Annotated in this window: 24 protein-coding genes and 1 tRNA gene; 12 read left to right on the plus strand and 13 right to left on the minus strand. The window is 63.7% G+C overall.

Translation table 11 applies throughout. The annotated features are described in order from the left end of the window. Positions 1 to 225 precede the first annotated feature (225 nt). The 4 genes from acpS to rpoZ form a co-directional block, all read right to left on the minus strand. Positions 226 to 642 (minus strand): holo-ACP synthase, encoded by a 417-nt coding sequence (gene acpS / locus AAFG13_RS07080; protein ID WP_212318731.1) that lies wholly within the window; start codon positions 640 to 642, stop codon positions 226 to 228. Continuing rightward, on the minus strand, positions 639 to 1,412 hold the full coding sequence (locus tag AAFG13_RS07085; protein ID WP_342711570.1) for a pyridoxine 5'-phosphate synthase: 774 nt from the start codon (positions 1,410 to 1,412) through the stop codon (positions 639 to 641). Before AAFG13_RS07085 ends, acpS begins: the two co-directional genes overlap by 4 nt. 93 nt (positions 1,413 to 1,505) lie before the next feature. After that, positions 1,506 to 3,797, minus strand: a complete 2,292-nt coding sequence (locus AAFG13_RS07090; protein WP_212318728.1) for a bifunctional (p)ppGpp synthetase/guanosine-3',5'-bis(diphosphate) 3'-pyrophosphohydrolase — start codon at positions 3,795 to 3,797, stop codon at positions 1,506 to 1,508. Positions 3,798 to 4,014: 217 nt separating this feature from the next. After that, entirely contained in the window at positions 4,015 to 4,407 is a 393-nt protein-coding gene (rpoZ, locus tag AAFG13_RS07095) for a DNA-directed RNA polymerase subunit omega (protein ID WP_016844003.1), read from the minus strand. A 360-nt stretch (positions 4,408 to 4,767) separates the two neighbouring features. Here rpoZ and AAFG13_RS07100 point away from each other — a divergent pair, with 360 nt between their 5' ends. Continuing rightward, the gene (locus AAFG13_RS07100; protein WP_016844002.1) at positions 4,768 to 5,400 is read left to right on the plus strand and encodes an NYN domain-containing protein; all 633 of its coding nucleotides are present in this window, start codon (positions 4,768 to 4,770) and stop codon (positions 5,398 to 5,400) included. Then, positions 5,381 to 6,040, plus strand: a complete 660-nt coding sequence (locus AAFG13_RS07105) for a uracil-DNA glycosylase (protein WP_342711571.1) — start codon at positions 5,381 to 5,383, stop codon at positions 6,038 to 6,040. Before AAFG13_RS07100 ends, AAFG13_RS07105 begins: the two co-directional genes overlap by 20 nt. Positions 6,041 to 6,081: 41 nt before the next feature. Here AAFG13_RS07105 and AAFG13_RS07110 read toward each other — a convergent pair whose 3' ends face one another. From AAFG13_RS07110 to dapA, 4 genes are read right to left on the minus strand one after another with little or no spacing between them, the layout of a single operon-like run. Next, complete coding sequence (locus AAFG13_RS07110; RefSeq protein WP_342711572.1) at positions 6,082 to 6,678, minus strand: peroxiredoxin; 597 nt, start codon at positions 6,676 to 6,678, stop codon at positions 6,082 to 6,084. Positions 6,679 to 6,727: 49 nt separating this feature from the next. Next, complete coding sequence (smpB, locus tag AAFG13_RS07115; protein ID WP_212318722.1) at positions 6,728 to 7,201, minus strand: SsrA-binding protein SmpB; 474 nt, start codon at positions 7,199 to 7,201, stop codon at positions 6,728 to 6,730. A gap of 1 nt (position 7,202) precedes the next feature. Beyond that, entirely contained in the window at positions 7,203 to 7,619 is a 417-nt protein-coding gene (gene mscL, locus AAFG13_RS07120; RefSeq protein WP_212318795.1) for a large conductance mechanosensitive channel protein MscL, read from the minus strand. A 59-nt stretch (positions 7,620 to 7,678) separates the two neighbouring features. Continuing rightward, positions 7,679 to 8,569: a 4-hydroxy-tetrahydrodipicolinate synthase gene (gene dapA / locus AAFG13_RS07125; RefSeq protein ID WP_212318720.1), complete on the minus strand. Its 891-nt coding sequence runs from the start codon at positions 8,567 to 8,569 to the stop codon at positions 7,679 to 7,681. Positions 8,570 to 8,956: 387 nt separating this feature from the next. On the opposite strand from dapA, the gene AAFG13_RS07130 reads away from it, so the two are divergent. From AAFG13_RS07130 to AAFG13_RS07150, 5 genes are all read left to right on the plus strand, one after another. Beyond that, positions 8,957 to 11,362, plus strand: coding sequence for a transglycosylase SLT domain-containing protein (locus tag AAFG13_RS07130; protein ID WP_342713565.1), 2,406 nt, complete (start codon positions 8,957 to 8,959; stop codon positions 11,360 to 11,362). A 250-nt stretch (positions 11,363 to 11,612) separates the two neighbouring features. Beyond that, positions 11,613 to 11,706: transfer RNA gene (locus tag AAFG13_RS07135), tRNA-Ser, on the plus strand. Positions 11,707 to 11,944: 238 nt separating this feature from the next. Continuing rightward, the gene (locus AAFG13_RS07140) at positions 11,945 to 12,226 is read left to right on the plus strand and encodes a hypothetical protein (RefSeq protein ID WP_092114768.1); all 282 of its coding nucleotides are present in this window, start codon (positions 11,945 to 11,947) and stop codon (positions 12,224 to 12,226) included. Positions 12,227 to 12,705: 479 nt separating this feature from the next. Further along, positions 12,706 to 13,278 (plus strand): hypothetical protein, encoded by a 573-nt coding sequence (locus tag AAFG13_RS07145; protein ID WP_342711575.1) that lies wholly within the window; start codon positions 12,706 to 12,708, stop codon positions 13,276 to 13,278. 133 nt (positions 13,279 to 13,411) lie between these two features. After that, positions 13,412 to 13,693: a hypothetical protein gene (locus AAFG13_RS07150; RefSeq protein ID WP_212318716.1), complete on the plus strand. Its 282-nt coding sequence runs from the start codon at positions 13,412 to 13,414 to the stop codon at positions 13,691 to 13,693. A gap of 92 nt (positions 13,694 to 13,785) precedes the next feature. On the opposite strand, the gene AAFG13_RS07155 is transcribed toward AAFG13_RS07150, so the two are convergent. The 3 genes from AAFG13_RS07155 to AAFG13_RS07165 form a co-directional block, all read right to left on the minus strand. After that, positions 13,786 to 14,010, minus strand: coding sequence for a hypothetical protein (locus AAFG13_RS07155; RefSeq protein WP_342711576.1), 225 nt, complete (start codon positions 14,008 to 14,010; stop codon positions 13,786 to 13,788). Positions 14,011 to 14,558: 548 nt separating this feature from the next. Continuing rightward, positions 14,559 to 16,388, minus strand: coding sequence for a hypothetical protein (locus AAFG13_RS07160; RefSeq protein ID WP_342711577.1), 1,830 nt, complete (start codon positions 16,386 to 16,388; stop codon positions 14,559 to 14,561). A 270-nt stretch (positions 16,389 to 16,658) separates the two neighbouring features. Next, positions 16,659 to 17,564 (minus strand): DMT family transporter, encoded by a 906-nt coding sequence (locus AAFG13_RS07165; protein ID WP_342711578.1) that lies wholly within the window; start codon positions 17,562 to 17,564, stop codon positions 16,659 to 16,661. Positions 17,565 to 17,660: 96 nt separating this feature from the next. Between AAFG13_RS07165 and AAFG13_RS07170 the strand changes: the two genes are divergently transcribed. Continuing rightward, a complete protein-coding gene (locus AAFG13_RS07170; protein WP_342711579.1) occupies positions 17,661 to 18,449 on the plus strand; it encodes a helix-turn-helix transcriptional regulator in 789 nt (262 codons plus the stop codon). Between the two features lie 120 nt (positions 18,450 to 18,569). On the opposite strand, the gene gcvA is transcribed toward AAFG13_RS07170, so the two are convergent. Continuing rightward, a complete protein-coding gene (gene gcvA, locus AAFG13_RS07175) occupies positions 18,570 to 19,472 on the minus strand; it encodes a transcriptional regulator GcvA (RefSeq protein WP_342711580.1) in 903 nt (300 codons plus the stop codon). 177 nt (positions 19,473 to 19,649) lie between these two features. Here gcvA and AAFG13_RS07180 point away from each other — a divergent pair, with 177 nt between their 5' ends. The 4 genes from AAFG13_RS07180 to AAFG13_RS07195 all read left to right on the plus strand — a co-directional run bounded on the left by AAFG13_RS07180 (position 19,650) and on the right by AAFG13_RS07195 (position 23,066). Further along, positions 19,650 to 20,174, plus strand: coding sequence for a PaaI family thioesterase (locus AAFG13_RS07180; RefSeq protein WP_342711581.1), 525 nt, complete (start codon positions 19,650 to 19,652; stop codon positions 20,172 to 20,174). Further along, entirely contained in the window at positions 20,171 to 21,433 is a 1,263-nt protein-coding gene (locus AAFG13_RS07185) for an MFS transporter (RefSeq protein WP_342711582.1), read from the plus strand. Before AAFG13_RS07180 ends, AAFG13_RS07185 begins: the two co-directional genes overlap by 4 nt. A gap of 15 nt (positions 21,434 to 21,448) precedes the next feature. Beyond that, a complete protein-coding gene (locus AAFG13_RS07190; RefSeq protein ID WP_342711583.1) occupies positions 21,449 to 22,213 on the plus strand; it encodes a helix-turn-helix domain-containing protein in 765 nt (254 codons plus the stop codon). A gap of 73 nt (positions 22,214 to 22,286) precedes the next feature. Next, positions 22,287 to 23,066, plus strand: coding sequence for a sulfite exporter TauE/SafE family protein (locus tag AAFG13_RS07195; protein ID WP_342711584.1), 780 nt, complete (start codon positions 22,287 to 22,289; stop codon positions 23,064 to 23,066). Between the two features lie 95 nt (positions 23,067 to 23,161). On the opposite strand, the gene AAFG13_RS07200 is transcribed toward AAFG13_RS07195, so the two are convergent. Beyond that, on the minus strand, positions 23,162 to 23,428 hold the full coding sequence (locus AAFG13_RS07200) for a hypothetical protein (RefSeq protein ID WP_212318705.1): 267 nt from the start codon (positions 23,426 to 23,428) through the stop codon (positions 23,162 to 23,164). Between the last annotated feature and the right edge of the window lie 42 nt (positions 23,429 to 23,470).

Here is a 23,470-nt window from a genome sequence, read left to right on the forward strand (position 1 = left end):
CGCGAGGCGTTCGACCCCCGCGTGAGGAAAATGGCCTTGATTCTGATCTTGAGGGCAAATTCCGGCTTAAAACTGGAATCCGCGTCTCGCTCGATACCCTGCGGCGTTTTAGACGGTTGTTCGCAGGGGCGCAATCAATCGCCGCCTCAAAACTTCGCAATTCATTGAAATGTCAATGATTTTTTAGTTTGCTGAAGTTTTCTGGCAAATTCCGGCGCCGCGCGCTCATCTGGCGGGAGCAACCGCCGAAATTATGACGAAGGCCTGTGCCAGCGGCCAATCGTCCGTGATCGAAAGGTCGATCTGCGCCTGCATGCCCTCGGGCGTCAGCTCCTGGAGCCGGGCCAGCGCCCCGCCAGTCAGCTGCATCGACGGCCGCCCTCCCGGCAGGTTCACCACCCCCATATCCTTCCACCACACCCCGCGCCGGATACCGGTGCCGAGCGCCTTGGAGCAGGCCTCCTTCGCGGCGAACCGCTTGGCGTAGGTTGCGACCACCATCTTCTCGCTGTTGGCACGGCGCACCGCCTTGGCGCGCTCGGCGTCGGTGAAGATGCGATCGAGAAAGCGCTCGCCGTGCCGCTCGATCACCTTCGCAATCCGGGTGATGTCGATCAGATCGGAGCCAATGCCGATGATCATGCGCTGACGGCACCTTGCGCCCTGGCACGGCCGCGGTCCATTGCCGCACGCATCTCGCGCACCGCGGCGGCGATGCCGACGAACAGCGCCTCGCCCATCATGAAATAGCCGATGTTGAGCTCGCGGACTTCGGGCAGCGCGGAGATCGTCTCCGCGGTCTCATAGTCGAGCCCGTGGCCGGCATGGACCTCGAGCCCGGCCGCCTGCGCGAGCTTGGCGCCGGCGACGATGCGCTTCCACTCGGCCTCCGCCTTCTCCTTGTGACCGTCGACCACGGCGTCGCACCAGCCGCCGGTATGGATCTCGATCACGGGCGCCTTCAGTTGCGCGGCCATCTCGATCTGCCTTGGATCGGCGGCGATGAACAGCGAGACCCGGATGCCGGCATCATTGAGCCGCGCGATGAACGGCGCCAGCGCATTGTGCTGGCCGACCACGTCGAGGCCGCCTTCGGTGGTGAGCTCCTGGCGCCGTTCCGGCACGAGGCATACCGCATGCGGCTTGGTGGCGAGCGAAATCCGCAGCATGTCGTCGGTCGCCGCCATCTCGAAATTCAGCGGCTTGGAGATCTCGGCCTTGAGCCGCGCCATGTCCTCGTCGCGGATATGTCGGCGATCCTCGCGCAGATGCGCGGTGATGCCGTCGGCGCCGGCCGCGATCGCGGCAAGCGCCAGCCGCACCGGATCGGGCCGCGCCCCGCCCCGCGCATTGCGCAGGGTCGCGACGTGATCGACATTGATACCGAGACGGAGCGGAGCAGCCTTTGACATGTCCCTAACCTGCAATTCTAGCCTGTCATGCGCGGGCAAAGCCGTCCGAAGGAAGGCGTCGCTTCCGCCCGCCTATGCCCTGCGCATGCATCTTTACCCATTGACGCGTTCGACCCGTGCAACGACGGCCTTGGCGCGCAACTGCGCGATGATAGCGCTGAGATGCTTGAGGTCATAGACCTCAAGATCGATGGTCAGCTCCGTGAAGTCGGGCGATTGGCGCGACATGTGGATGTTGTCGATATTGCCGTCGTGCTCGGCGATCACGGTCGCGATCTGGGCGAGGCTGCCCGGCTCGTTGACATTGTGGACCAGGATGCGCGCGGGGAAGCGTTGCGGCATCGTCTCATCGATGTCCCAGCGCACGTCGAGCCAGCGCTCCGGCTCCTCCTCGAAATCCTTCAGCGCCGGCGACTGGATCGGGTAGATCGTGATCCCCTCGCCCGCCGTGACGATGCCGACGATCCGATCGCCCGGCACGGCGCCGCCGTTCGGCGCGAACTTCACCGGCAGTTCGGAATTGATGCCGCGCACCGGGATCACCGAGGTAGCGCGCGCCGGATGCGGCGGGGTCTGCGTCTTCAGCTTGGCGGCGAGCCCCTTCTTGGCGCCATAGCGCACCATCCGCTCTTCCTTGTAGTCGGGATACATCGCGCGCGCGACGTCGGAGGCCTTGATCTCGCCGCGTCCGACGGAGGCCATCACGTCCTCGATCGAGGTGCGGGCGAGCCGCGGCAAGGCGCCCTTCAGCTTGTCGTCGGCATATTCGATCTTGGCGCGGGCAAACAGGCGGTCGACGATGCGGCGGCCGAGGCCGGCATACTGGTCGCGCACCGCATCGCGGGTGGCACGCCGGATCGCGGCGCGCGCCTTGCCGGTGCGGGCGAGCGCTTCCCAGGCCGACGGCGGCGCCGACTGCGCCTTCGAGGTCAGCACCTCGACCTCGTCGCCATTCTGCAGCTCCGAGGACAGCGGCGCGAACTTGCCGTTGATCTTGCAGCCGACCGCGCTGTTGCCGACACCGGTGTGCACGGCATAGGCGAAATCGATCACGTTGGCGTTGCGCGGCAGCGCGATCAGCTTGCCCTTCGGCGTGAAGCAGAACACCTGGTCGTGGAACAGTTCGAGCTTGGTGTGCTCGAGGAATTCCTCGGGATTGGAGCTTTCCGAGAGGATGCCGATGGTGTGGCGCAGCCAGGCGAAGGCGTTCGACTCGTGCTTCAGCCGCTCATGCGGCGAGCCCGCCCCTTCCTTGTAGAAGGCATGCGCGGCGATGCCGAACTCGGCGATCTGGTTCATCTCCTCGGTACGGATCTGCAGTTCGACGCGCTGCTTGCCCGGCCCGATCACGGTGGTGTGGATCGAACGGTAGTCGTTCTGCTTCGGCGTCGAGATGTAGTCCTTGAAGCGGCCCGGCACGACCGGCCAGGTGGTATGGACGATGCCGAGCGCGCGGTAGCAGGCGCCGACATCGTCGAGGATGACGCGGAAGCCGTAGATGTCGGACAGCTGCTCGAAGCCGACCGACTTGCGCTCCATCTTGGTCCAGATCGAAAACGGCTGCTTGCGGCGGCCGAACACCCGCGCGGTGATGCCATTCTTCTGCAGGTTCTTGGAGAGCTGGGTTTCGATCTCGCCGATCAGGTTGCGGTTGCGCTCGGCCAGTGAATCGAGCCGCTGCTTGACCACTGCATAGGCCTCGGGATCGAGCACGAAGAACGACAGGTCCTCCAGCTCCTCGCGCATCTCCTGCATACCCATACGGCCGGCCAGCGGCGCATAAATATCGAGCGTCTCCTCGGCGATGCGGCGGCGCGAGGCCGGCGGCACGAATTCCAGCGTGCGCATGTTGTGCAGGCGGTCGGCGAGCTTGATCAGCAGCACGCGGACGTCGTCGGCGATCGCCAGCAGCAGCTTGCGCAAATTCTCGGCCTGCTTGGCCTCGCGCGACACCAGCTCCAACCGCTTCAGCTTGGTCAGGCCTTCGACTAGCGCACCGATCTCATGGCCGAACACATGGTCGATCTCGGCCCGCGTCGCCTCGGTGTCCTCGATCGTGTCGTGCAGCAGCGCCGCCACGATCGTGGCATCGTCGAGCTTTAGGTTGGTGAGGATCGCGGCGACCTCGAGCGGATGCGAGAAATAGGGATCGCCGGAGGCGCGCGTCTGCGTGCCGTGCGCCTTCATGGCGTAGACGTAGGCGCGGTTGAGCAGGTCTTCGTTGGTGTCGGGGTTATAGGACCGGACGCGCTCGACAAGGTCATATTGTCGCATCATTCGGGTCCGCGGCTTCGCCGGCCTTTCCGCCGTGGACGAGGCCGGCGCGACCGCGACCGTTTCGGTTGCAGCCTGCATCTGGATGGAACTGCGGCGTCGATACGCCATGAACTCGCTGCCTCTCGCGGGACCGGAACGTCCCTTCTTCCTCAATCTAGTGCGCTTTCGAACGAAGCAGCACCCCGCGCGGGCCCTGGAACCATTCAATTTCCCGCGCCCGCATAGGACGCACCGTAACAGCAAAATTGTCAACAAAAGCAAAGGCCCGGAGCAATGTCCGGGCCTTTGGCAAATTGATCCGAGATGCGGAGCCGAAACGACGAGCTTACTCGTCTTCCTCGGGCTGCTCTTCCGGGGGCGCCAGGCCCTCGAGGCCCTTCAGCAGCTCTTCCTCGGTCATGCGCTCGACCGCGACCTCGGTGTCGTCGGCGTCGACACTGGCACCGGCGGAACCGATCAGCGGCACAGTGTCCGGCTCGGGCTCGTCGACCTCGACGAACTTCTGCAGGGAGTGCACGAGTTCCTCTTTCAGGTCCTCCGGCGAGATCGTCGAATCGGCGATCTCCCGCAGCGAAACGACCGGGTTCTTGTCGTTGTCGCGATCAACCGTGAGTTGCGATCCCGACGAGATCATCCGGGCACGATGCGCAGCCAACAGGACGAGGTCGAAACGATTGTCGACCTTATCAATGCAATCTTCGACGGTGACGCGAGCCATCTCGAGGCGCTCCGTGGTAAAAGGGACCGAACATGTAGGTTATGAGGGTTAGTTATAGGGCTAGCCCTCGTTTCGCAAGGTAAAATTTGTGATTTGCCTTCCCAACAGGCTCTGATAACCCCCTCTGCCGGGGCCAGAAGGGCCGGAGCGTCTGACGACATGGCTAGGTTGCTGTCCCAGACAAGTAAATCTCTTCATTGCAATGTCAAAGCTCTAGGCTTTTTGCCCTCGCCTCACCATAATTGCGGTGGTGACTGTCGTGGGGAAAGATTCACAGAACTTTAGGCAGCAACGCCGGAAATTACGCGCGGTTGATCACCGCCGCGCTAAGAACACTAACAACCACGCGAGAACACTTTGATGTCGTCACCTGTTTCCAACAAGATCGCGCTCTTCATCGATGGAGCCAATCTTTACGCAACCGCAAAGACGCTCGGCTTCGACATCGACTACAAGCGCCTCCTCAAGGAATTCCAGAGTCGCGGCACCCTGCTCCGTGCGTTCTACTACACGGCGATCATCGAGGATCAGGAGTATTCGTCGATCCGTCCGCTGATCGATTGGCTCGACTACAACGGCTACACCGTTGTCACCAAGGCGACCAAGGAATTCATCGACGCCAGCGGCCGCCGCAAGGTGAAGGGCAATATGGACATCGAGCTCGCCGTCGATGCCATGGAGCTGGCCGAGCACATCGACCAGATGATCCTGTTTTCCGGCGACGGCGACTTCCGCTCGCTGGTCGAGGCCGTGCAGCGCCGCGGCGTCCGCGTCACCGTCATCTCCACCATTGCGAGCCAGCCGCCGATGATCGCCGACGAGCTGCGCCGCCAGGCCGACGTCTTCACCGACCTCGTTGAGCTGCAATCCAAGCTTGGCCGCGATCCGTCCGAACGTCCGGCCCCGCGCGAACCGCGTCACCACTCCCCGCAGTTCCTGCAGCGCGCGACAACGATGGCCCCCCGGGGAGCCGATGACGATTTCGACGAGTAATCTCGTCGCCGCACCGACGCGCCCCGACAGCAACTGTCAGCTCTGCGTCAGGCTGGCCGATTTTCGTGCACAGGCCCGCACACTCCACCCGGACTGGTTCAACTCGCCGGTGGAATCGTTCGGCGATCCGAATGCGCGGCTGCTGATCGTCGGGCTCGCGCCGGGCATGCAGGGCGCCAACCGCACCGGCCGTCCCTTCACCGGCGATTACGCCGGCGATCTGCTCTACGCGACCTTGCTCGAATATGGCTTCGCCAGCGGCGTCTATCAGGCGCGGCCGGACGACGGCTTGAAGCTGGTGGACTGCCGGATCAGTAACGCGGTGCGCTGCGTGCCGCCGCAAAATAAGCCACTGCCGGCCGAGATCAACACCTGCCGGCAATTCCTCCGCGCAACCATCGCCACGATGCCGAAGCTGCGCGCGATCGTGCTGCTCGGGCGAATCGCACACGAATCTACGTTGAAGGCGCTGGATGTTCGTCTGGCGGCGGCGCCCTTTGTGCACGGCGCCGTGCATAGCGCGGGCACTTTCAAGCTCTACGACAGCTACCACTGCTCGCGCTACAACACGAACACGGGCGTGCTGACGACCGACATGTTCCGCAAGGTCTTCGCGACCGTGCGTAAGGAGCTCGGCTAGAGCCCTTCTCCCGGTATCCACTTCGCGAACCGGTATCCACTTTACATGGAAGCGCTCTCATCTTTCCGCGGATTGGCCTGCAGCCATTCCAGCACGTCGCCGGCATTCCGGTCAGGCGGGAACACCGGATAGAACACGTGCGTGATGCGCGCATCGTCGATGATGAGCGCAAGCCGCTTGATCAGCGTCAGGCCCGCCACTGACATCGTCGGCAATCTCAGCGCGTGCGTCAGTTCCAGCGCTTCGTCCGACAGCACTGGGAACGGCAGATGCAGGCGCGACGCCATCTCGGTCTGGTACGCATTGCTCTGCGTCGACAGCCCGAACACCTGGGCGGCACCAGCCGCCTTCAGTTCGGCGAACAGGTCGCGGAAGGCGCAGGTCTGCGGCGTACAGCCGCGGGCCCCGGGGATCATGTCCCAATCGTCGACCAGCCCGATCTTGCCGGGCTCGCCGGTTCGCGGATAGGCGAACACCACGATGCGGCCCTCGAGCGCCGACAGCGCCACCGAGGTGTCGTCGGTGGCGCGCAGCCTGACCGGCGGGATCGTCATGCCGGTCAGATGCGCCGCGCCGCCATCGTCCGTGGGTGCCGGGATCCTGCTCCAGTCGACGTCGGTGAGGCTGCTCTGGTTCATCGGACCAATCTCCATCCGCCGTCGTCGCAGTGACGGCACTCGGAACGCCCTAGCCCCGCGCCCGCATCAGGCGGCCCTTTTCGCGGCCCCAGTCGCGCTTCTTCTCGGTCTCGCGCTTGTCGTGCAGCTTCTTGCCCTTGGCGACCGCGAGCAGCAGTTTGGCACGGCCGCGCTCGTTGAAGTACAGCTTCAGCGGAATGAGCGTCATGCCCTCGCGGTCGACGGCCCCGAGCAGCTTGTTGATCTGCTTGCGATGCAGCAAGAGTTTTCGCGGCCGCTTCGGCTCGTGGTTGAAGCGGTTGGCCTGCAGATATTCGGGGATATTGGCGTTGATCAGCCAGATCTCGCCGTTCTTGGAATCCGCATAGGATTCCGCGATCGTGCTCTTGCCGCTGCGGATCGACTTCACCTCAGTACCGGTCAGCGAAATGCCGGCCTCGACCGTATCCTCGATGGCGTAGTTGAAGCGGGCCTTTCGGTTTTCAGCGACAACCTTGATCTGACGTTCGTTCTTGTCGGCCACGTTAGCCCTTCTTGAGGAGGTCGCGGATTTCCGTCAGCAGCACGACCTCGTCGGACGGCTTCGGCGGCTCGGCGGACTTGGCCTCGTCCTTGCGCTTGAACTGGTTCATGGCGCGAATGACCATGAACAGCACGAAGGCGATGATCAGGAAGTTCAGCGTCAGCGTCAGGAAGTTGCCCCAGGCCAGCACCGCGCCCTGCTTCTTGGCATCGGCCAGGTTGGTTGCGGTGACGGCCTTGGAAAGCCCGGTGAAATAGTTGGAGAAATCGAGTCCGCCCGTGATCGCGCCGATGATCGGCATGATGATGTCGCCGACCAGCGAGGTGACGATCGCGCCGAAGGCTGCACCGATGATGACGCCGACGGCGAGGTCGACGACATTGCCCTTCATGGCGAATTCGCGGAATTCCTTCAGCATGCCCATCCCCTTCCCTTCGACATTGCGCACGGCATTGTTCACGGCGGTACCGGCCTGGCTCAGTTGATCAGGCCTGCATGCACCATGGCGCTGCGGACGGCCTGGCGGGTCGATTCAGAGACCGGCACCATCGGCAGGCGCAGCTTCTCGTCCAGCTTGCCGAGCAGCGACATCGCATACTTCACCGGCGCCGGATTGCTCTCGATGAACAGGTTGGTGTGCAGCGGCATCAGCTTGTCGTGGATCTTCAGCGCGGTCGTGACATCGCCCTTCTGCCAGGCGGTCTGGAACTCCGAGCACAGCCGCGGCGCGACGTTCGAGGTCACCGAGATGCAGCCATGGCCGCCATGCGCCATGTAGCCGATGATGGTCGCGTCCTCGCCCGACAGTTGATTGAAGTCCTCGCCCATCGCGGCGCGCTGTTGCGACACCCGCACCATGCTCGCGGTCGCGTCCTTGACGCCGGCGATGTTCTTCAGCTCGAACAGCCGTGCCATGGTGTCCACGGACATGTCGATCACCGAGCGCGGCGGGATGTTGTAGATGATGATCGGAATGCCGATCGCATCGTTGATCGCCTTAAAGTGCTGGTACATGCCTTCCTGGGTCGGCTTGTTGTAGTACGGCGTCACCACCAGCACCGCATTGGCACCGGCCTTCTCCGCGTGCTCGGCGAGCTCGATCGCCTCCTTGGTCGAATTCGAGCCGGCGCCGGCGATCACGGGCACCCGGCCCTTGGCCTCCTCGATGCACCACTCGACCACGCGCTTGTGCTCGTCATGGCTCAGCGTCGGGCTCTCGCCTGTGGTGCCGACCGGCACCAGGCCGTGCGTGCCCTCGGCGATCTGCCAGTTCACGAGGCTGCGGAATGCCGCCTCATCCACCGAGCCGTTTTTGAAGGGCGTCACCAAGGCAGTGAATGATCCCCGGAATTTTGTCTTGGCTGCCATGGACTTCCTCCAAACGCTTCAGGCTAAAGGCTAGGTCGACGGACCCTTGTTATTGTCGTGCTTCACGTCCGTGCAACCGGCACCCGGTTGATGCGAAACGCCATGAAAGGCAATTCATATCGGGTCTGACCGGCAGGCGAAAGGGCCGTACCGAACCTATTCCCAGGCGGTTCCAGCCGCGATTTCGCCGTTGTGCTGGCGCAAACAGCCGCACCGGCAGGCTTCTTAGTATTTTGTCTACGTTTTCAATCAAATAAGAACCCATGGCCCAACCGACCAGATGATTCGGGGCCGCAGAGGACTTCTGTGATCCGTTCCGCCCGCGCAGGCACAGTGCGATCGACGGCGCTGGCGACGAGCCTGGCGCTCATCGTTGGCCTTGCCGCCATCACGGCCGATGCATGGGCCGCCGAGGATGTTCCGGCCGCGAGGCCGGCTGCCCAGGATGCAGCTTCCAAGACAGCTGCCTCGAAGAATGCGACTTCCAAGGGAGCTTCCAAGACCGACGCTTCCAAGGCCGGCACCTCGAAGGCGCACGCTTCAAAGCCAGGCGCCGCCAAGAGCAGCGAAGCCAAGACCAGCGCTGCCAAGACGGAGGCTGCCAAGACGACCTCTTCGAAGTCCGGCGCGGCGAAGACCGACGGCGCCAAGGCCGCGCCTTCCAAGACCGACGCTTCGAAGGCCGCCGCGTCAAAGAGCAGCACGTCCAAGACCACTACGACGAAGACCACTGCGTCGAAGCCCGCTGCTCCGGCTGCGACAGGAAGTCTGCCGAACAAGCCGGTGCCCGTCCGCGCCGCCGCCCCCGCGCTCGTTCCGGCGACCCGCCAGCATGCCGCGCCGATCGTGCGCAAGCCGGTGCTGCCTGCAGCCGTGGCCGCGACGTCGTCGACGTCGCAGTCCGACAAGGAGGCGCTTGCGAGCGTCGTCGAGCTGCTGCGCAAGCGCAAGCCGGCGGACGCCACCGAGGCCGAGGCCTCGATCTCCGATCCGGTGGCGCGCAAGCTTGCCGAATGGCTGATCCTGCGCAGCGAGGACAATGGCGCCTCGGTCGAGCGCTACCGCGCCTTCCTTGACGCCAATCCGAGCTGGCCCTCGCAGACCTTCCTGCGCCGCCGCATCGAGGCATCGCTATGGGACGACCATCGCGACGACTCCGCGGTGTGGGCCTGGTTCCAGAATGAATCGCCGGTTTCGGCCAAGGGCCGGCTCGCGCTCGCCAAGGTGATGATCGGACGCGGCGACCGCGGCAATGCCGAGCGCCTGGTGCGCGAAGCCTGGCGCAACGACCCGATGAGCGAGGACACCGAAACCACCGCGCTCGATCTGTTCGGCTCGTTCCTGACCGCAGGCGACCACAAGGCGCGCATGGACACCATGCTCTACGGCACCGACAACGAGGCCGCCGGCATCCGCGCGGCCAGGCGTCTCGGCTCCGGATACCTGGCGCTCGCCAAGGCGCGCATCGCGGCCAACCGCAAGGGCTCGAACCTGCGCGCGCTGCTCGAAGAGGTACCGCGCGAACTCTCCGGCGATACCGGCTATTTGTTCGCCAAGATCCAGCTGCTCCGCCGCGAGGAGAAGTTCACCGAAGCCGCGCAGCTGATGCTGAGCGCGCCGAAGGACGCGGCGCGGCTCTTCAACGTCGACGAATGGTGGGTCGAGCGCCGCCTGCTGGCGCGCAAGATGATCGACGTCAACGAGTTTCGCACCGCCTATCTGATCGCGCGCGACGCGGCGCTGCCCGCCCGCGACATCTACAAGACCGAGCAGGAATTCACCTCGGGCTGGATCGCGCTGCGCTTTCTCAACGACCCCGCCCTCGCCGCCCAGCATTTCGCGCGGATCGGCGTCGGCAGCGCCAACCCGACCGCGCTGGCGCGTGCCGGTTATTGGCAAGGCCGCGCCGCGGAGGCCGCCGGCCGCAGCCAGGAAGCGCGCGCCGCCTACGCACGCGCAGCCGAGCAGTCGACCAGCTACTACGGCCAGCTCGCGCGCGCCAAGCTCGGCCTGCCGCAGATCGAATTGAACAGCGCGCCGCGCGGCCGTGGCGCCGATCGGCTGGAAATCGTGCGCGCGGTCGGACTGCTCTACGAGATCGACGCGCGCGAGCTCGCGATCCCGATCTTCGGCGACATGGGCGACAATGGCGATCCGGAAGCGCTGGCCGGCCTCGGCGAGCTCACCGCGCGCCATGGCGATGCCCGCGGCATGCTGCTGATGGGCAAGGCGGCGCTCAATCGCGGACTGCCGTTCGACCACTACGCCTACCCGGTGAACGGCATTCCATCGTTCCGCCAGGTCGGACCGGAGGTCGAGCAGAGCGTCGTCTACGCGATTGCGCGCCAGGAGAGCGCGTTCAATCCGGCGGTGGTGTCGCCGGCCCAGGCCTACGGCCTGATGCAGGTGACGCCGGACGCCGGACGCTACGTCTGCAAGCGCGCCGGCATCGGCTTCGACCTCAACCGGATGAAGACCGACCCGGTCTACAACGCGATGCTCGGCGCGGCCGAGCTCGGCGGCCTGCTCGAGGACTATCGCGGCTCCTACATCCTGACCTTCGCCGCCTACAATGCCGGCCGCGGCAGCGTGAAGAAGTGGATCGAGCGTTATGGAGACCCGCGCGATCCCAAGGTCGATGCGGTCGATTGGGTCGAGCTGATTCCGTTCTCGGAGACGCGGAACTACGTCCAGCGGATCATGGAGAACCTGCAGGTCTACCGCGCCCGCTTCGGCGGCGGCACCAGATTGCAGATCGACGCCGACCTGCGCCGCGGCGCCAGCGTGGAATGAGCCGGCGCAGCCGGTTTTCAACAGCCTTGCAACGGGCGGCTGTCGGCCCCGCCCAAACCTCGATCTAATCTATTGTTATAGCTTGCATTTCTTGCATTCACCCGAGCCGCCGCGTCCAAATCGGGGCGCAATATAAAGGCTCAGTGCCCGCTCCCGGGCCGCCGGCGGCGCAGCTGCCACCAAATCACCTTGCCGCAAACTGAATCTGCCGCTTGCGGCTTAGCGCCCTCTCGGGCATATCGGCGCCATTGGAGACGTGGCCGAGTGGCTGAAGGCGGCGGTTTGCTAAACCGTTATAGGCTTGTAAAGGCCTATCGAGGGTTCGAATCCCTCCGTCTCCGCCAGCCAACCTTTCGGATCTTGACCAGGACGGCCCGTGTAGCGGCTGCCGATCGGGTGCCGCTGATATCCGACCCAACTTCGTTCCATGGTTCGCTAGCCGCCAGAGCCTCCCTGGCTCGAACCGGCAGTCACCTCCGCGTGAATGAAACACCATTTCCGGTGCGTTGAAGCGAGCGCGAAACAAACCGCGCGCAGCATCCCCTCAATTTTTCATCACCTGAATATTTCCGGAGCAAAGCCATGCAGCAGGACAGTGGCATTCAATTCCAGGATATCGACCAGGTTTTGCGTAACGCCCAGCTTCGCCGATCCGCCGATTTGGCTCCCTGGTTACGGCAGCGTTTCTCATCCAAAGCCGGCAGGCTCGTCATCGCAACTTCGCTGGCCTGCATGGTTGTTGTGCTGGCGATCGCTGCAGCCCCACGGCCCGTCTCGAGCGCTGCACTTGGCAGCGATTGGCAATGTAGCAAGGCAGCGTTTGTCTTGACGACCTGTCGTCAAACCGACCCTGCGCGCTCATAGCAAGCGGCCTCGAATGGTCGCGACGTCAATTGGCTGGCGAAACCATCTATCCGGTGACACCGTAGCTCGACAGCCGGCCCACTCTTCCATTTTGGTACCGCGGGCCGGCTGAGGCCGTTCGGTCGATCCCAGTCACGAACGGCCTCACCTTTGGGTCCATCAATGAAATGCGTCAGCGGCTACGCGATCGATAAACGAGCCTTGAGGCTTGAGGTGATTGTGGCGGCTGGCGTAGCCACGGAGCCGGATGAGGGTTAGAGCCGCGGTGGAAGTCGCAGCTTCCCCTCGGCTTGATTATTTGGCATCAAATAATCATGAAGCCCGCACGAAGTATCCGCTGGTCGAGATCGGGCTGAAGGCGAAGACATAAGATGGATGGCCCGAGTCGCGGTCTCAGGTTAGCGCTCTGCTTAGCACTGGCGATTGTCCTGCCTGCTGCTCAGACGCCGCCAACAGTGCATTCGCGGGACGCGCGTCGTGTGGTTGACAAGGAATGTCGCGATGTCTTGCCCGCGCAGGCAAAGATACAGGCATGCCTCAACCTGCTGAGCGATCGACGACTGTCGACTGCCTATATTGCGCCGATCAACAGCGAAATATCGAGCACCTTCCAAAGCCTGCGGGACTACGACAACGCCATCAAATACAAGAAGATCGAAATTGAACGCGCGCAGAGCGCGGCGCAGCAGCCTGCTGCTTCGGCCGAAGCACTTCCTGCAAGTTTCGGCGCGATGTCTCAACGGTATACGGAGCTCGGAATACTCCAGGCGCTCAATCGCCTGGCCAACATCGACAGTCAATCGGATGAAGCGCGCCGAGGCGCCACTGAGGAGCAAAGCAACTACACCATGGCGCTTCAGTACAACCCGATGAACTACAGGGCATATCGATACCGGGCTGAAATTCACAGCCTGTTCTGCGATAGCGCGTCTGCCTCTCAGGACATGGAGGCAGCGGTCAGGTTTGCGGAAGAATCCGGAGATCAGAACGCCGCTCGAGACTACAGGCGCGTCACGCTAACCGCTTGCATTCCGGCTTGGCGCCGAGAATAGCGAGACCCATCAGACTTACGCCCCGACCGTATTCTTACGGACCCGCTCCTGGCAGGCGACTTGCGATGCGTCCGTGAATAGTTCGGCGCCAGCTGTTCCCGGTGTACCGAACTCGGACATTCGGAGCACGCACATGAACATGCATCATCGTTTTGAGACAGCTCGCGAAAGCACCGGACGAGAGTCGACGGTTGCGAAGATGCTGTCCGATCTTGTCCTGGCCTGCCAGCAGATCGAAGCCGACATCGCGACCGAAGAAGCGCGCGCGGGAATCTATGACCCATCGGACGCAAGGTATCCGACCCTGGCAAGGTCGCTCAATGAGCGGTACGACAATCTCAAGGGAACCATCGCCATGCTTGAAAAGCGTGTCACTGAGCGATCTCAGCACAAGTTGGTCACCGACGCGGCATAGCTCGCTCCTTCGACCAACCTCTTGTTCGATGGAAGAGGCATCCTCCGTCCTCACCAAGCAACGGGGCCCGCGAGAAGCAGGCCCCTGCCACCTCACTGCACCCCGAAGCACTGCCGCTTGCCGTCGTTGGGGCAGTAGAAGCAGGCTTTCGAGGAGCAGCCCGTCAGGTCTCCAGCCTTGTTCAGGGTATAGTTGCAGCCTGCGGTTCTGTCGCATGCCTTCACGACTGCTCCGATGGGAGCGGCAGAAGCCGCCTGACCGAACGTGAACAGAGCAATCGCAGCTGCGACGACAAAGCTCAGTGAAATTGAACGCATGACACCCTCCTCCACAATTGGGCCGACGCACCATTGCATCGCCCTGGCCGAAACACTCCCAGATGGGCTCCGGGAGTGATGTGAGGCGGGTCACTCGGGTACGCCGGAGCAGCCCTGGAACGATCATCCTCGCCACCGATACGCCGGCGCGGGCAACGTGATCGACGTGATGGAGCTGCGGCGCTGACCGACGTCAGCCGCTACCTCGCGTGGATGGATCGAGATTTCGGTTCTCGCCCGGCGGGATCGGCCCGAAGCCGGGATATCTGTACCCGCCAGGTACGACCACCTCTTCGCTCGGACGGAAGATGAGGTGCTGTCGCACGCGCCGGTGATGCGCAGTGGCCGCGTCGGCAACCGCACTCCACAGGATCACAAGAGGCAACGTCAAGACCAAGGCAACACGCATGGCGATCACTCCGTTTCACCGAACAAGTGACCGCCGATCGCGGCGTTCTATTCTGCCGCGGCCTTTCACATGTGATCAAAATCGCGAGATCGCCGACGTAGAGCCTGCGCGTTATCACGCAACGTGAGCCCGCCGATGTCTAGGGGCGCACCTCTGCCGAGCGACGCGTTGATGCCCATTCTGCCCAGTACTTCAGGAGCGGGATCGCGCTGCCGATCCAGCCTCCCGCCATCCTGGCCTCTTCCTCTCGATCCAACATGCCCGCGGCAGCAGAAAGTTCGCCGATTGAATAACGCCGCGATGGACACAGGATTTCACTCGCTTGCGCCCAGCAATCCCATTCGCCGATCGTTACGCCACCCAGCGCCCCCGTCTTGCGGTTATAGAGAACTGCCTTGGGCGATGAATTGGAGACGATGACAAGCCAGTTTGGGTCACTCGCTATGCCGGTCGCGTAAAAGGTCGACTCGTCGCCAAACAAGTCTCCGCGGGCTGGCATCATCAACAGCGTGCCGTCACTCGCTGCCAGCGCGCCATAGGCAGCCCGCACAGTCTTGTCGAACATCTGATAGCTCGGCGCATCGAACTGGACGGATCCGCGCGACGTAACCGAGGGGTATCGAAATCGCGATTGATCCGCGATGTAGTTCCATCGTGGGTATCCGAACTCGAAAGACGTTGTCACAGCTCCGCTGATGGCGATGAGCCTGTCCTGGTAGGTGGACAGAATATAGACCGCGTCCTTGTCCCGATAGGCACAGAACGGCGCGGACAGATTTGCATGGGTCGGACCGTTCGCGCCGTAGACGTCCTTCACTTGAAGGCTCTTGGTCATCGTGAAAACGACGCCGGACATTGGATCCGAACCAATCAGATCGCCGGTGCTCTCGTCTTCGTTGATGCAAGTGGCAAATTGAATCGACTGAGAGCCGATGTTTGCAATCCTGGCGAGCTCTTGCCCGGTTTCAATCGACAGCTTGACAATGCTCCCCTGGCCCGAGGCGAAGACCTCATCTCCGATCATCGCGATGCCGTGAGAGGCCAGCAAATCCCGCTTCCAGCGCAGGATCCATTTGTCATCTACGCGTTCGAACATGGAGACCACGTTGCCGTCGTAGTCCGCCACGCCCATGAATCGACCTCCTCGCGAGATCGCCACTCCCTCCGCCCCCTTGATACCGATATCCACTATGCGCTCGGTTACATGAAGCTTCGCGCCGGCCCTCGTTCGCTCAAGCTGGGCGACGACAATGTCCCCTCCAACGTAGTTCGCGATGAAGACCCTGTCGTAGAAGGCCGAGTAGAACACGGCAGTAGGATACCAGACAGGCAGTTCGACGTCGATTTCAAGCGGCACCGCGGTGCGCTGATCCTGGTCGAACAGATAAACATCCCGATAGTTGGCGATCAGAAATTCTCGCGCCGAGATTTTTGTCATGGAGACCGGCGTCATCGGTCCATCTTGGCTTTTAGGCAGCGAAACCTGAATCGAGTTGCCCTGCAGATCGGGCGCAGGCTGACCGCGCTTCTGCGTGTCGATGACCGCACCAATATCCGCCCGCAGTTTATTGACGGTCTGCTCCAGCTGACTTGCAGTCTGCTCCAGCTTGTTTGCTGCCTCGTCCTGCTTGATCGCAATCTGCTCCTGCTTAATCGCAGCCTGCTCCTGCTTGCTCGCAGCCAGCTCCTGCCTGCTCGCAGCCTGCTCCTGCTTGTTCGCAGTCTGCTCCTGCCTGCTCGCGGCCTGCTCCTGTTTGCTCGCGGCCTGCTCTTGCCTGTTCGCCGTCTGCTCTTGCTTGTTCGCGATCTGCTCCTGCGCGTCCAGGCGGCTGATAATGGTAGCCATGCGTTGACCGCTAAAGAGCAGCGTCTCCGTCAGGAGATTCGCGGCGGTCCTGATCTTGTGCGCGAACAGGGCCAGGACGATTGCGCCAACCAGAATCGCAGCAAATGCGATCTTCTTTTTCATAATTCGCTCGAGACAACTATCGATGAAACGAGCAAACCCTCACGACTCGAAGTGAGAAGCTAGATATCCTTTAGTTTGATCGCGCTCGATGTGAAGCTCATGATCCAAACGGGCTACAAACACGCCGATTCGGCAGTGATCGAACATCGATCAGCAAAGATTGGAAACATCCTCTCGCGTTTTAGAACTCGGGAGTTGTGCGGGCACAATGTCGCGACGCCAGCTCAGCGAGAAATCGATCCAGCATTGCTGTGACGATGGGTCACATGCTCAGGCACCCTGCGCCCGCAACAGCGGCCGCGGAAAAGCCTGCGCGCAGGCGACGCCAAGCAGCGCGAGGCCGCCGCCGATGACGTGGAAGGGTCTGACCGGCTCGCCCAGCATCACGATCGCGGCCGCTGCCGTCAGCACCGGCAGCAGGTTCATGAATATCGCGCAGCGGTTCGGGCCAAGCTGCGCGACCCCGCGGATCCAGAGGAACGGCAACACCACCGAGGCCAGCGCGCCGGCATAGACGATCAACGGCCAGGTCGCCGCGTTGATCTGCCGCAGCGGCGTCGGTGTCGCGAGGAACGCGGGAAACATCACGGCCAGCGCGCACAGTGCCTGCATGTAGGTGGATTGCCACCCGGTGATCGGTAGATTCCAGCGCTTCAAAAGCACGCCGTACAACGCATAGACGATCGCGGCCAGCAGCATCAGTGCGTCGCCCGCATGCACGCCGTTCTGCAACAGCGACGACAATTCGCCGCCGCTGACGAGATAGACGAGGCCCGCGAACGACAGCGGCGCGCCGCAGATCATGCCAAGCGTCGGCTGCTCGCCGAGCAGCGCGGCGCTGAGCGCGACCGTGAGTAGCGGCGTCAGCGCGGTGAACACGGCCATGTTGGTCGCAGTGGTGGTCTCGGCCGCGAGATACGACAGGCTCTGGAACAGGCACATCGCAAGGAAACCGAGGATCGCGAGCGGCCCGAGATGCGGCCAGATCGCGCGACGATTGCGCCAGGCTGCGCGCGCCACGAACGGAGACATCAGGAGCACCGCGACCAGCAGGCGATAGAAGGTAATCGCCTGCGGACCGATCGTGTGGGCAGAGAGACGCGAGACGATGATGTTGCCGGCCCACAGCACGATGGCAACGAAGGGATAGAGAAGTGCAGCATTCTTCTTGAGCATGATCCGGCAGCGCATTGGTGAAGGACGCACCAGCAACTACCTGTCGCGCCAAAGTCCGTCTCACGCTAGAATGACCTCACCTAGCGAGATTGGGACATGCGAGATGAAGACGTGTTGAACGAGCTGATCACACGGCACCTCGATTATCACGCCACGGCGCGGCCGATGGCGGCGATGGAGATCGACTATCCGAGCGGCACATCGACCGGCCTGCATGCGCATCCGCGCGGCCAGCTGCTCTACGCGATCGAAGGCGTGATGATCGTGCGCTGCGCCGAGGGCACCTGGGTGGTGCCGCCCAATCGCGCGGTGTGGCTGGTGGCCGGTCTCGCGCACGAGGTCCGGATGTGCGGCGCGGTCAAGATCCGCACCGTGTTCGTCGACGCCGATGCGGCCCCCAATCTGCCGCGGACCAGCTGCGTGTTCACGGTCTCGCCGCTGCTGCGCGAATTGTTCGTCGCCGCGATGGGGGTGCCGCTGGATTATGCGCCAGGCACAAGCGACGAGCGCCTGATGCGCGTGCTGCTCGACCAGCTGCGCGAAATCGATGTGCTGCCGCTGCATCTGCCGATGCCGCGCGACCAAAGGCTCGCACGGATCTGCGCGGCGCTGGTGGCCCGCCCGGACGACGCCGCCACGGCGGAGCAGTGGGCGCGCCGGCTGAAGCTGACCTCGAAGACGATCCATCGTCTGTTCGCCAGGGAAACCGGCATGACGTTCGGCGAGTGGCGTCAGCAGGCTCGCCTGTTGTTCGCGCTGGAACGCCTCGCGCGCGGCGCGCGGGTGGTCGATGTGGCGCTCGATGCCGGCTATGCCAGCCAGAGCGCCTTCACCGCGATGTTCCGCAAGCATTTTGGCGTGCCGCCGAACGCGTTCTATCGATAGAGCGTTTTCGAGCGAAGTGGATACCGGTTCGCGTAAGGAAAACGCGTCAAAGCAAGAATCTAGAGCCCCGTTCCGATTCCATCGGAACGGGGCTCTAGACCCGCCGCGGTGGCGACACAACTAGTTCGCCGCATATGCCGACTGGGCCACCGGCCCCAATATCCATTCCCTGAACGCCGCGATCTTCGGAAGCCCCTGCCGATTGTCGGGGCAGACGAGATAGTAGGCGAACTCCTCCAGATGCGCGGTCTCCAGCAGCTGGATCAGTTCGCCGCTCTCGATCTCGTTTGCCACCATCGCTGCCGGCAGCAGGCCCGCGCCCTGCCCGGTCAGCACGGCTTTGAGGAGGAGACCGCTGTCGTCGAACGAAGGGCCGCGCGGCGGACGCACCTCCGCGATGCCGTTGGCTTGAAACCACAGGCTCCACCCCTTGCGATCGGCATCATGCACCTGCGGCCAGCCCGCAAGCTCGCCAGGGGATGTCGGCCGCCCGAGACGCGCAACCAGCGACGGCGAGGCGACCGCCACCATCTCGACCGTGACGACGCGGTCGCTGCGCAGCCCCGGATAGCGGCCGAGACCGTGGCGCACCGCGACGTCGATTCCGCTGCGCGAGAAATCGACCAGCGTGTTGCTGGTGACGATCTGAAGATCGATCTCGGGATGCACGCCCTGAAACGACGCCATGCGCGGCACCAGCCAGGCCGACGCAAAGAACGGCGTGACGCTCACCGTCAGCGTGCCGACGTCGGTCGATGCAGCGACGCGGCGCGATGCCTCCGCGATCTGGCGAAACGCATTGCGGATCGACGGCAGATAGTCGCGCCCGGCGTCAGTGAGATAGATGCCGCGCGGCACCCGCTCGAACAGCTTGACGCCGAGATGGGCTTCCAGCGTCTTGAGCATCTGGCTGACCGCACCCGGCGTCACGCACAGCTCCTCGGCCGCGAGCTTCACCGAGAGATGGCGGGCGGCGGACTCGAACGCCTTGAGCGCGTTCAGGGGTGGAAGCCTACTCTCCATGATTTAGATTTTCTAATCTTAACTGCGCAGCAAATCTGGTTTGCCAACGGGACCATCGCGGCGCTTAGTGAGCTTATCGTAATGCTGAGAGCCACGTCAACTCAGAGGAATTCAGGCCAATAAGGATAGATTTTCTAATCTTTATCATGGCTCGCGACGGCGGCTCTCGGTTCCCTGATGGAGCCGGAACAGGACATGACTGAGGTCCCCAATAAACTCGCTCTGCGCGAGATCGGTGGAGGCAGCGATCCCCGCCAACGCGTCGACCGTATCAACGCATCGCAGCCCGGCAGCCTGCCCGGCCTGCTGGACTTTCAATGGCTCGAAGCCGAACGCGGCCTCATCCGCGGCCGCTTCGAGATTGCCGCGAAGCACTTCTCGCCGCACGGGCTCTTGCACGGCGCGAGCATCGTCGCGCTGGCGGATACCGCGTGCGGCTTCGGCTGCCTCGCTTCCTTGCCGGATGGCGCGACCGGCTTCGCCACCGGCGAGTTGAAGACGAACTTCATCGGCGCCGCGCGCGAAGGCGGCGTCAGCTGCGAGGCGCGCCTCGTTCATGCCGGCCGCACGACCCAGGTGTGGGATGCCGAGATCCGCAGCGAAGTGACGGGCAAGGCCATCGCGCTGTTTCGCTGCACGCAGATGCTGCTCTATCCGCCGGCCAAGGCAGGCGGCGGCGCATCACAGGGAGAACGATCATGAGGAACGCCGTCATGCACGCCGGTTATCAGAGAGCAAAGCCGTTCTATGGCTGGTATGTCGTCGCAGCCGCCTTCGTCGTGACCTTGATCGGCTTCGGCAGCGCCTACACGTTCTCGTCCTTTGTCGAGCCGTTGCAGCAGGAGTTCGGTGCCTCGCGCGGCTCGGTCTCGCTGGTGTTCTCGTTCGCGGGCTTCCTGTATTTCGGCCTCGGCATCGTCTCCGGCCCACTTGCCGATCGGTGGGGCGCACGCAGGCTCGCAGTCCTTGGAATGGCACTGGTCGGTCTCGGCATGGTGCTGGCGGGACAGGCGCAGACCATCCTTCAGGTCTATGCCGCCTACAGCATCGGCATCGGCGCCGGCGTCGGTTGCGCCTATGTTCCGACCTTGGGCGCCGTGCAGCGCTGGTTTGTCCGGCGGCGCGGTTTTGCGTCGGGCCTCGCCGTCAGCGGGATCGGCGTCGGGACACTGGTGATGCCGCCGCTCGCGACCTGGCTGATCACGAGCCTCGGCTGGCGCGATGCCTACGTCGTGTTGGGCGTCGTCGCTGCCGTCGCGGGGATCGGAGCATCGCTCCTGATCGCCGACGATCCGCGCCGCCATGGCACCGGACCGGATGGTGATCCGCTTGAAGCGGCCTCTAGCGCTCCGCTCCGTCAAGGCGTCTCGATCCCCGGCGCAGTCAAGACCGCCCGCTTCGCCGGGCTCTATGCGGCCTGCCTGATCAGCGCGTTCGGGGTGTTCGTGCCCTTCGTGCACCTGGTGCCGTTTGCCGTCGATCATCAGGTGGCGCCGACGCTCGCCGTGCTGCTGCTCGGGATGATCGGCGTCGGCAGCACCGCCGGCCGGTTCTTCCTCGGCGGCATCGCCGACCGGGTCGGCCGCGATGCGTTCCTGATTGCGATGTATCTCGGCATGGCCGTCTCGCTGGCGATCTGGGCGATCGCCGGCAGCTTCTGGTCGCTCACGGTCTTCGCGCTGCTGTTCGGCGTGTTCTATGGCGGCTGGGTCGCGATCCTGCCCGCCGTGGTCACCGACCATTTCGGCGGCCGCAATGTCGGCGGCATTATCGGCATCCTCTACACCAGCGTCGCTGTCGGCACGCTGCTGGGTCCAAGCGCCGCCGGCTTCGCATTCGACATTAGCCACAGCTACTTCATCCCGGTGGCGATCAGCGCAGCCGCCAACCTCGCCGCCGCCCTCATCGCTGTCGCGACGATGCGAACGGCCTCGCCGATGGCTTCAGTCGCGCGGCCGTGACGGTCGGAGATCCCCGTGCTACGCTCAGGGATCACCAACCCCTCGGTCCGAGCCTCTGTGATCACCCGGTTCGCCATGACCAATGCCTGGACCTATCGGCGCGCCGCCAACGACGACATCGTCGAGCTGGCATCGTGGTGCGGTGCCGGCTCGCTCGCCCTCAGACCGCACTTCCATGACGAGAGCCAGATCGTGCTGGTGCTGTCGGGATCGCGCGCCTTTCGCATCGACGGAGCGACCGCCACCGTGCCTGCGGGCCATGCCGCGCTGATCCCGGCGGGAATGCTGCACGCACCGGTGGCGACACCGGGTGAGGAGACGGTTTGCCTGAATGCCTACGTTCCGGCGAACCGCGCCTGCTCGTCGCTCCGGCTCGTCAATGTCGGGGACCGCTGGCGGAGCATCGACGAGATATCGCCCGAGCACATCAGCGAGATCGCCAACGACATCCTGTCGCGCGAGGAGCCCGGTTCGACCGAGCAGACCGGCAGAGCCAAACTCGGCACGGCCTTGACGGAGAGCCCCGAGCCGATCGGCGAGATTGCCGCCAGCTTCGGGCGAAGCCGCGAAGGGTTCAGCCGCATGGTGAGGCGCGAGCTCGGCGTCGCGCCGCATGCGTTCCGGCTACTCGCCCGGCTCAATCTTGCCCGGCAGTTGCTGCGCGCCGGCGAGCCGATCGCAGCCGTTGCGGCGGATGCTGGCTTTTCCGATCAGAGCCACCTCACCCGTCTGTTCCGCCGCACCTTCGGCACGACGCCGGGCGTCTACTGGCGCGATTGAAGCGGCGTCACAGACGTTCGAGACCAGCCGCTGCTCCGCCCGCTAGCCTGCTCACCCTGCAAAGGGGTGAAGGATGGATACCCAGACAAGTCTTCTGCTGCTCGCGGCCGGCTGCGCCGGGGGCGTCATCAACGCATTGGCCGGCGGCGCGACGCTCATCACCTTTCCGGCGATGCTTGCCGCAGGCCTGCCGGCGGTCATCGCCAATGCGTCGAATGCGGTGGCGATCTCGCCGGGGCATTTGATCGCAGCACTCGCCGATCGCGGCAAGCTGCCGCCGCCGACGTGGCGCACGAGCAGCTTCGTCGCCGTCTCCACGGTTGCAGGCGGAGTCGGTGCCGGCGTCCTCTTATTGCTTCCCGAGCGGCTGTTCGTCCTGCCGGTGCCGGCCCTGATCGCATTCGCAACGCTGCTGTTTGCCTTCGCGCCGCAGATCCAAGCATCGCAGATCCAGGCGTGGACCACCGGACATCAGAAAGCCGCAGCTCTGCCCTCGACCGGTGCGAGCAGTGCTGTCCTGGGATTGGCGTGCGTCTATGGAGGGTTCTTCGGTGCCGGGCTCGGCGTCATCCTGACCGCGGTGCTGTCGATCACGGAACCCAACGACATCAGGGCGATCAAGGCATTGAAGAACCTGCTGGCGACCTGCGTGTCGCTCGCCGCAACGCTGATCTTCATCGTGCAGGGAGCGGTACGATGGCCGGAGACATCTGTGATGCTGCTCGGCGCCGTGGTCGGCGGCTATGCAGGAGGCCACCTGATCCGGATCCTGCCGGCTCAGATCGTCCGGCAGTTCGTCATCGCCGCCGGAGCACTGATGACCGTGATCTACGCGGCACGCTACTGGTTCTAGATGGAGCGAGGGAGCCGAGGCTCCCAGCTCGAGCTGTGCGTTTTCGAGCGAAGTCGACTACCGGTTCGCGTGAAGAAACGCGTCAAAACGAAAACTTAGTGCGTCGTCATCCAGGCGCGGGCTTCGCGCTGGGCGGCAGCGATCTCGACATCGGACATCTGCTCGGCGACTTCGCGGCGGTGCGCGATCGCGTCGGTACGTCCCTTGAGCGCCGCCAGATTGAACCATTTGTGCGCCGCGACGAGGTTGACCACGCCGGATCGGCCGCTCGCCCAATACATGCCACGCTCGAACAGCACGTCCTGGATTGCGGTCGCAGCAACCGGGACAGCGCCTTCCTGATCGATGACCCCCTGAAACATTGTCGTCATTCCCCGTTTTGTTGTTGGCCGCCCTCCCCCGAG

Origin of the sequence: Bradyrhizobium sp. B124, assembly GCF_038967635.1 — a bacterium.
Lineage (GTDB): Bacteria > Pseudomonadota > Alphaproteobacteria > Rhizobiales > Xanthobacteraceae > Bradyrhizobium.

Bases quoted from the DNA above. Each gene is read 5' to 3' on its own strand.
- acpS (WP_212318731.1), bottom strand. From the start codon at position 642: ATGATCATCGGCATTGGCTCCGATCTGATCGACATCACCCGGATTGCG.
- AAFG13_RS07085 (WP_342711570.1), bottom strand. From the start codon at position 1,412: ATGTCAAAGGCTGCTCCGCTCCGTCTCGGTATCAATGTCGATCACGTC.
- AAFG13_RS07090 (WP_212318728.1), bottom strand. From the start codon at position 3,797: ATGGCGTATCGACGCCGCAGTTCCATCCAGATGCAGGCTGCAACCGAA.
- rpoZ (WP_016844003.1), bottom strand. From the start codon at position 4,407: ATGGCTCGCGTCACCGTCGAAGATTGCATTGATAAGGTCGACAATCGT.
- AAFG13_RS07100 (WP_016844002.1), top strand. From the start codon at position 4,768: ATGTCGTCACCTGTTTCCAACAAGATCGCGCTCTTCATCGATGGAGCC.
- AAFG13_RS07105 (WP_342711571.1), top strand. From the start codon at position 5,381: ATGACGATTTCGACGAGTAATCTCGTCGCCGCACCGACGCGCCCCGAC.
- AAFG13_RS07110 (WP_342711572.1), bottom strand. From the start codon at position 6,678: ATGAACCAGAGCAGCCTCACCGACGTCGACTGGAGCAGGATCCCGGCA.
- mscL (WP_212318795.1), bottom strand. From the start codon at position 7,619: ATGCTGAAGGAATTCCGCGAATTCGCCATGAAGGGCAATGTCGTCGAC.
- dapA (WP_212318720.1), bottom strand. From the start codon at position 8,569: ATGGCAGCCAAGACAAAATTCCGGGGATCATTCACTGCCTTGGTGACG.
- AAFG13_RS07140 (WP_092114768.1), top strand. From the start codon at position 11,945: ATGCAGCAGGACAGTGGCATTCAATTCCAGGATATCGACCAGGTTTTG.
- AAFG13_RS07150 (WP_212318716.1), top strand. From the start codon at position 13,412: ATGAACATGCATCATCGTTTTGAGACAGCTCGCGAAAGCACCGGACGA.
- AAFG13_RS07155 (WP_342711576.1), bottom strand. From the start codon at position 14,010: ATGCGTTCAATTTCACTGAGCTTTGTCGTCGCAGCTGCGATTGCTCTG.
- AAFG13_RS07160 (WP_342711577.1), bottom strand. From the start codon at position 16,388: ATGAAAAAGAAGATCGCATTTGCTGCGATTCTGGTTGGCGCAATCGTC.
- AAFG13_RS07165 (WP_342711578.1), bottom strand. From the start codon at position 17,564: ATGCTCAAGAAGAATGCTGCACTTCTCTATCCCTTCGTTGCCATCGTG.
- AAFG13_RS07170 (WP_342711579.1), top strand. From the start codon at position 17,661: ATGCGAGATGAAGACGTGTTGAACGAGCTGATCACACGGCACCTCGAT.
- gcvA (WP_342711580.1), bottom strand. From the start codon at position 19,472: ATGGAGAGTAGGCTTCCACCCCTGAACGCGCTCAAGGCGTTCGAGTCC.
- AAFG13_RS07180 (WP_342711581.1), top strand. From the start codon at position 19,650: ATGGAGCCGGAACAGGACATGACTGAGGTCCCCAATAAACTCGCTCTG.
- AAFG13_RS07185 (WP_342711582.1), top strand. From the start codon at position 20,171: ATGAGGAACGCCGTCATGCACGCCGGTTATCAGAGAGCAAAGCCGTTC.
- AAFG13_RS07195 (WP_342711584.1), top strand. From the start codon at position 22,287: ATGGATACCCAGACAAGTCTTCTGCTGCTCGCGGCCGGCTGCGCCGGG.
- AAFG13_RS07200 (WP_212318705.1), bottom strand. From the start codon at position 23,428: ATGTTTCAGGGGGTCATCGATCAGGAAGGCGCTGTCCCGGTTGCTGCG.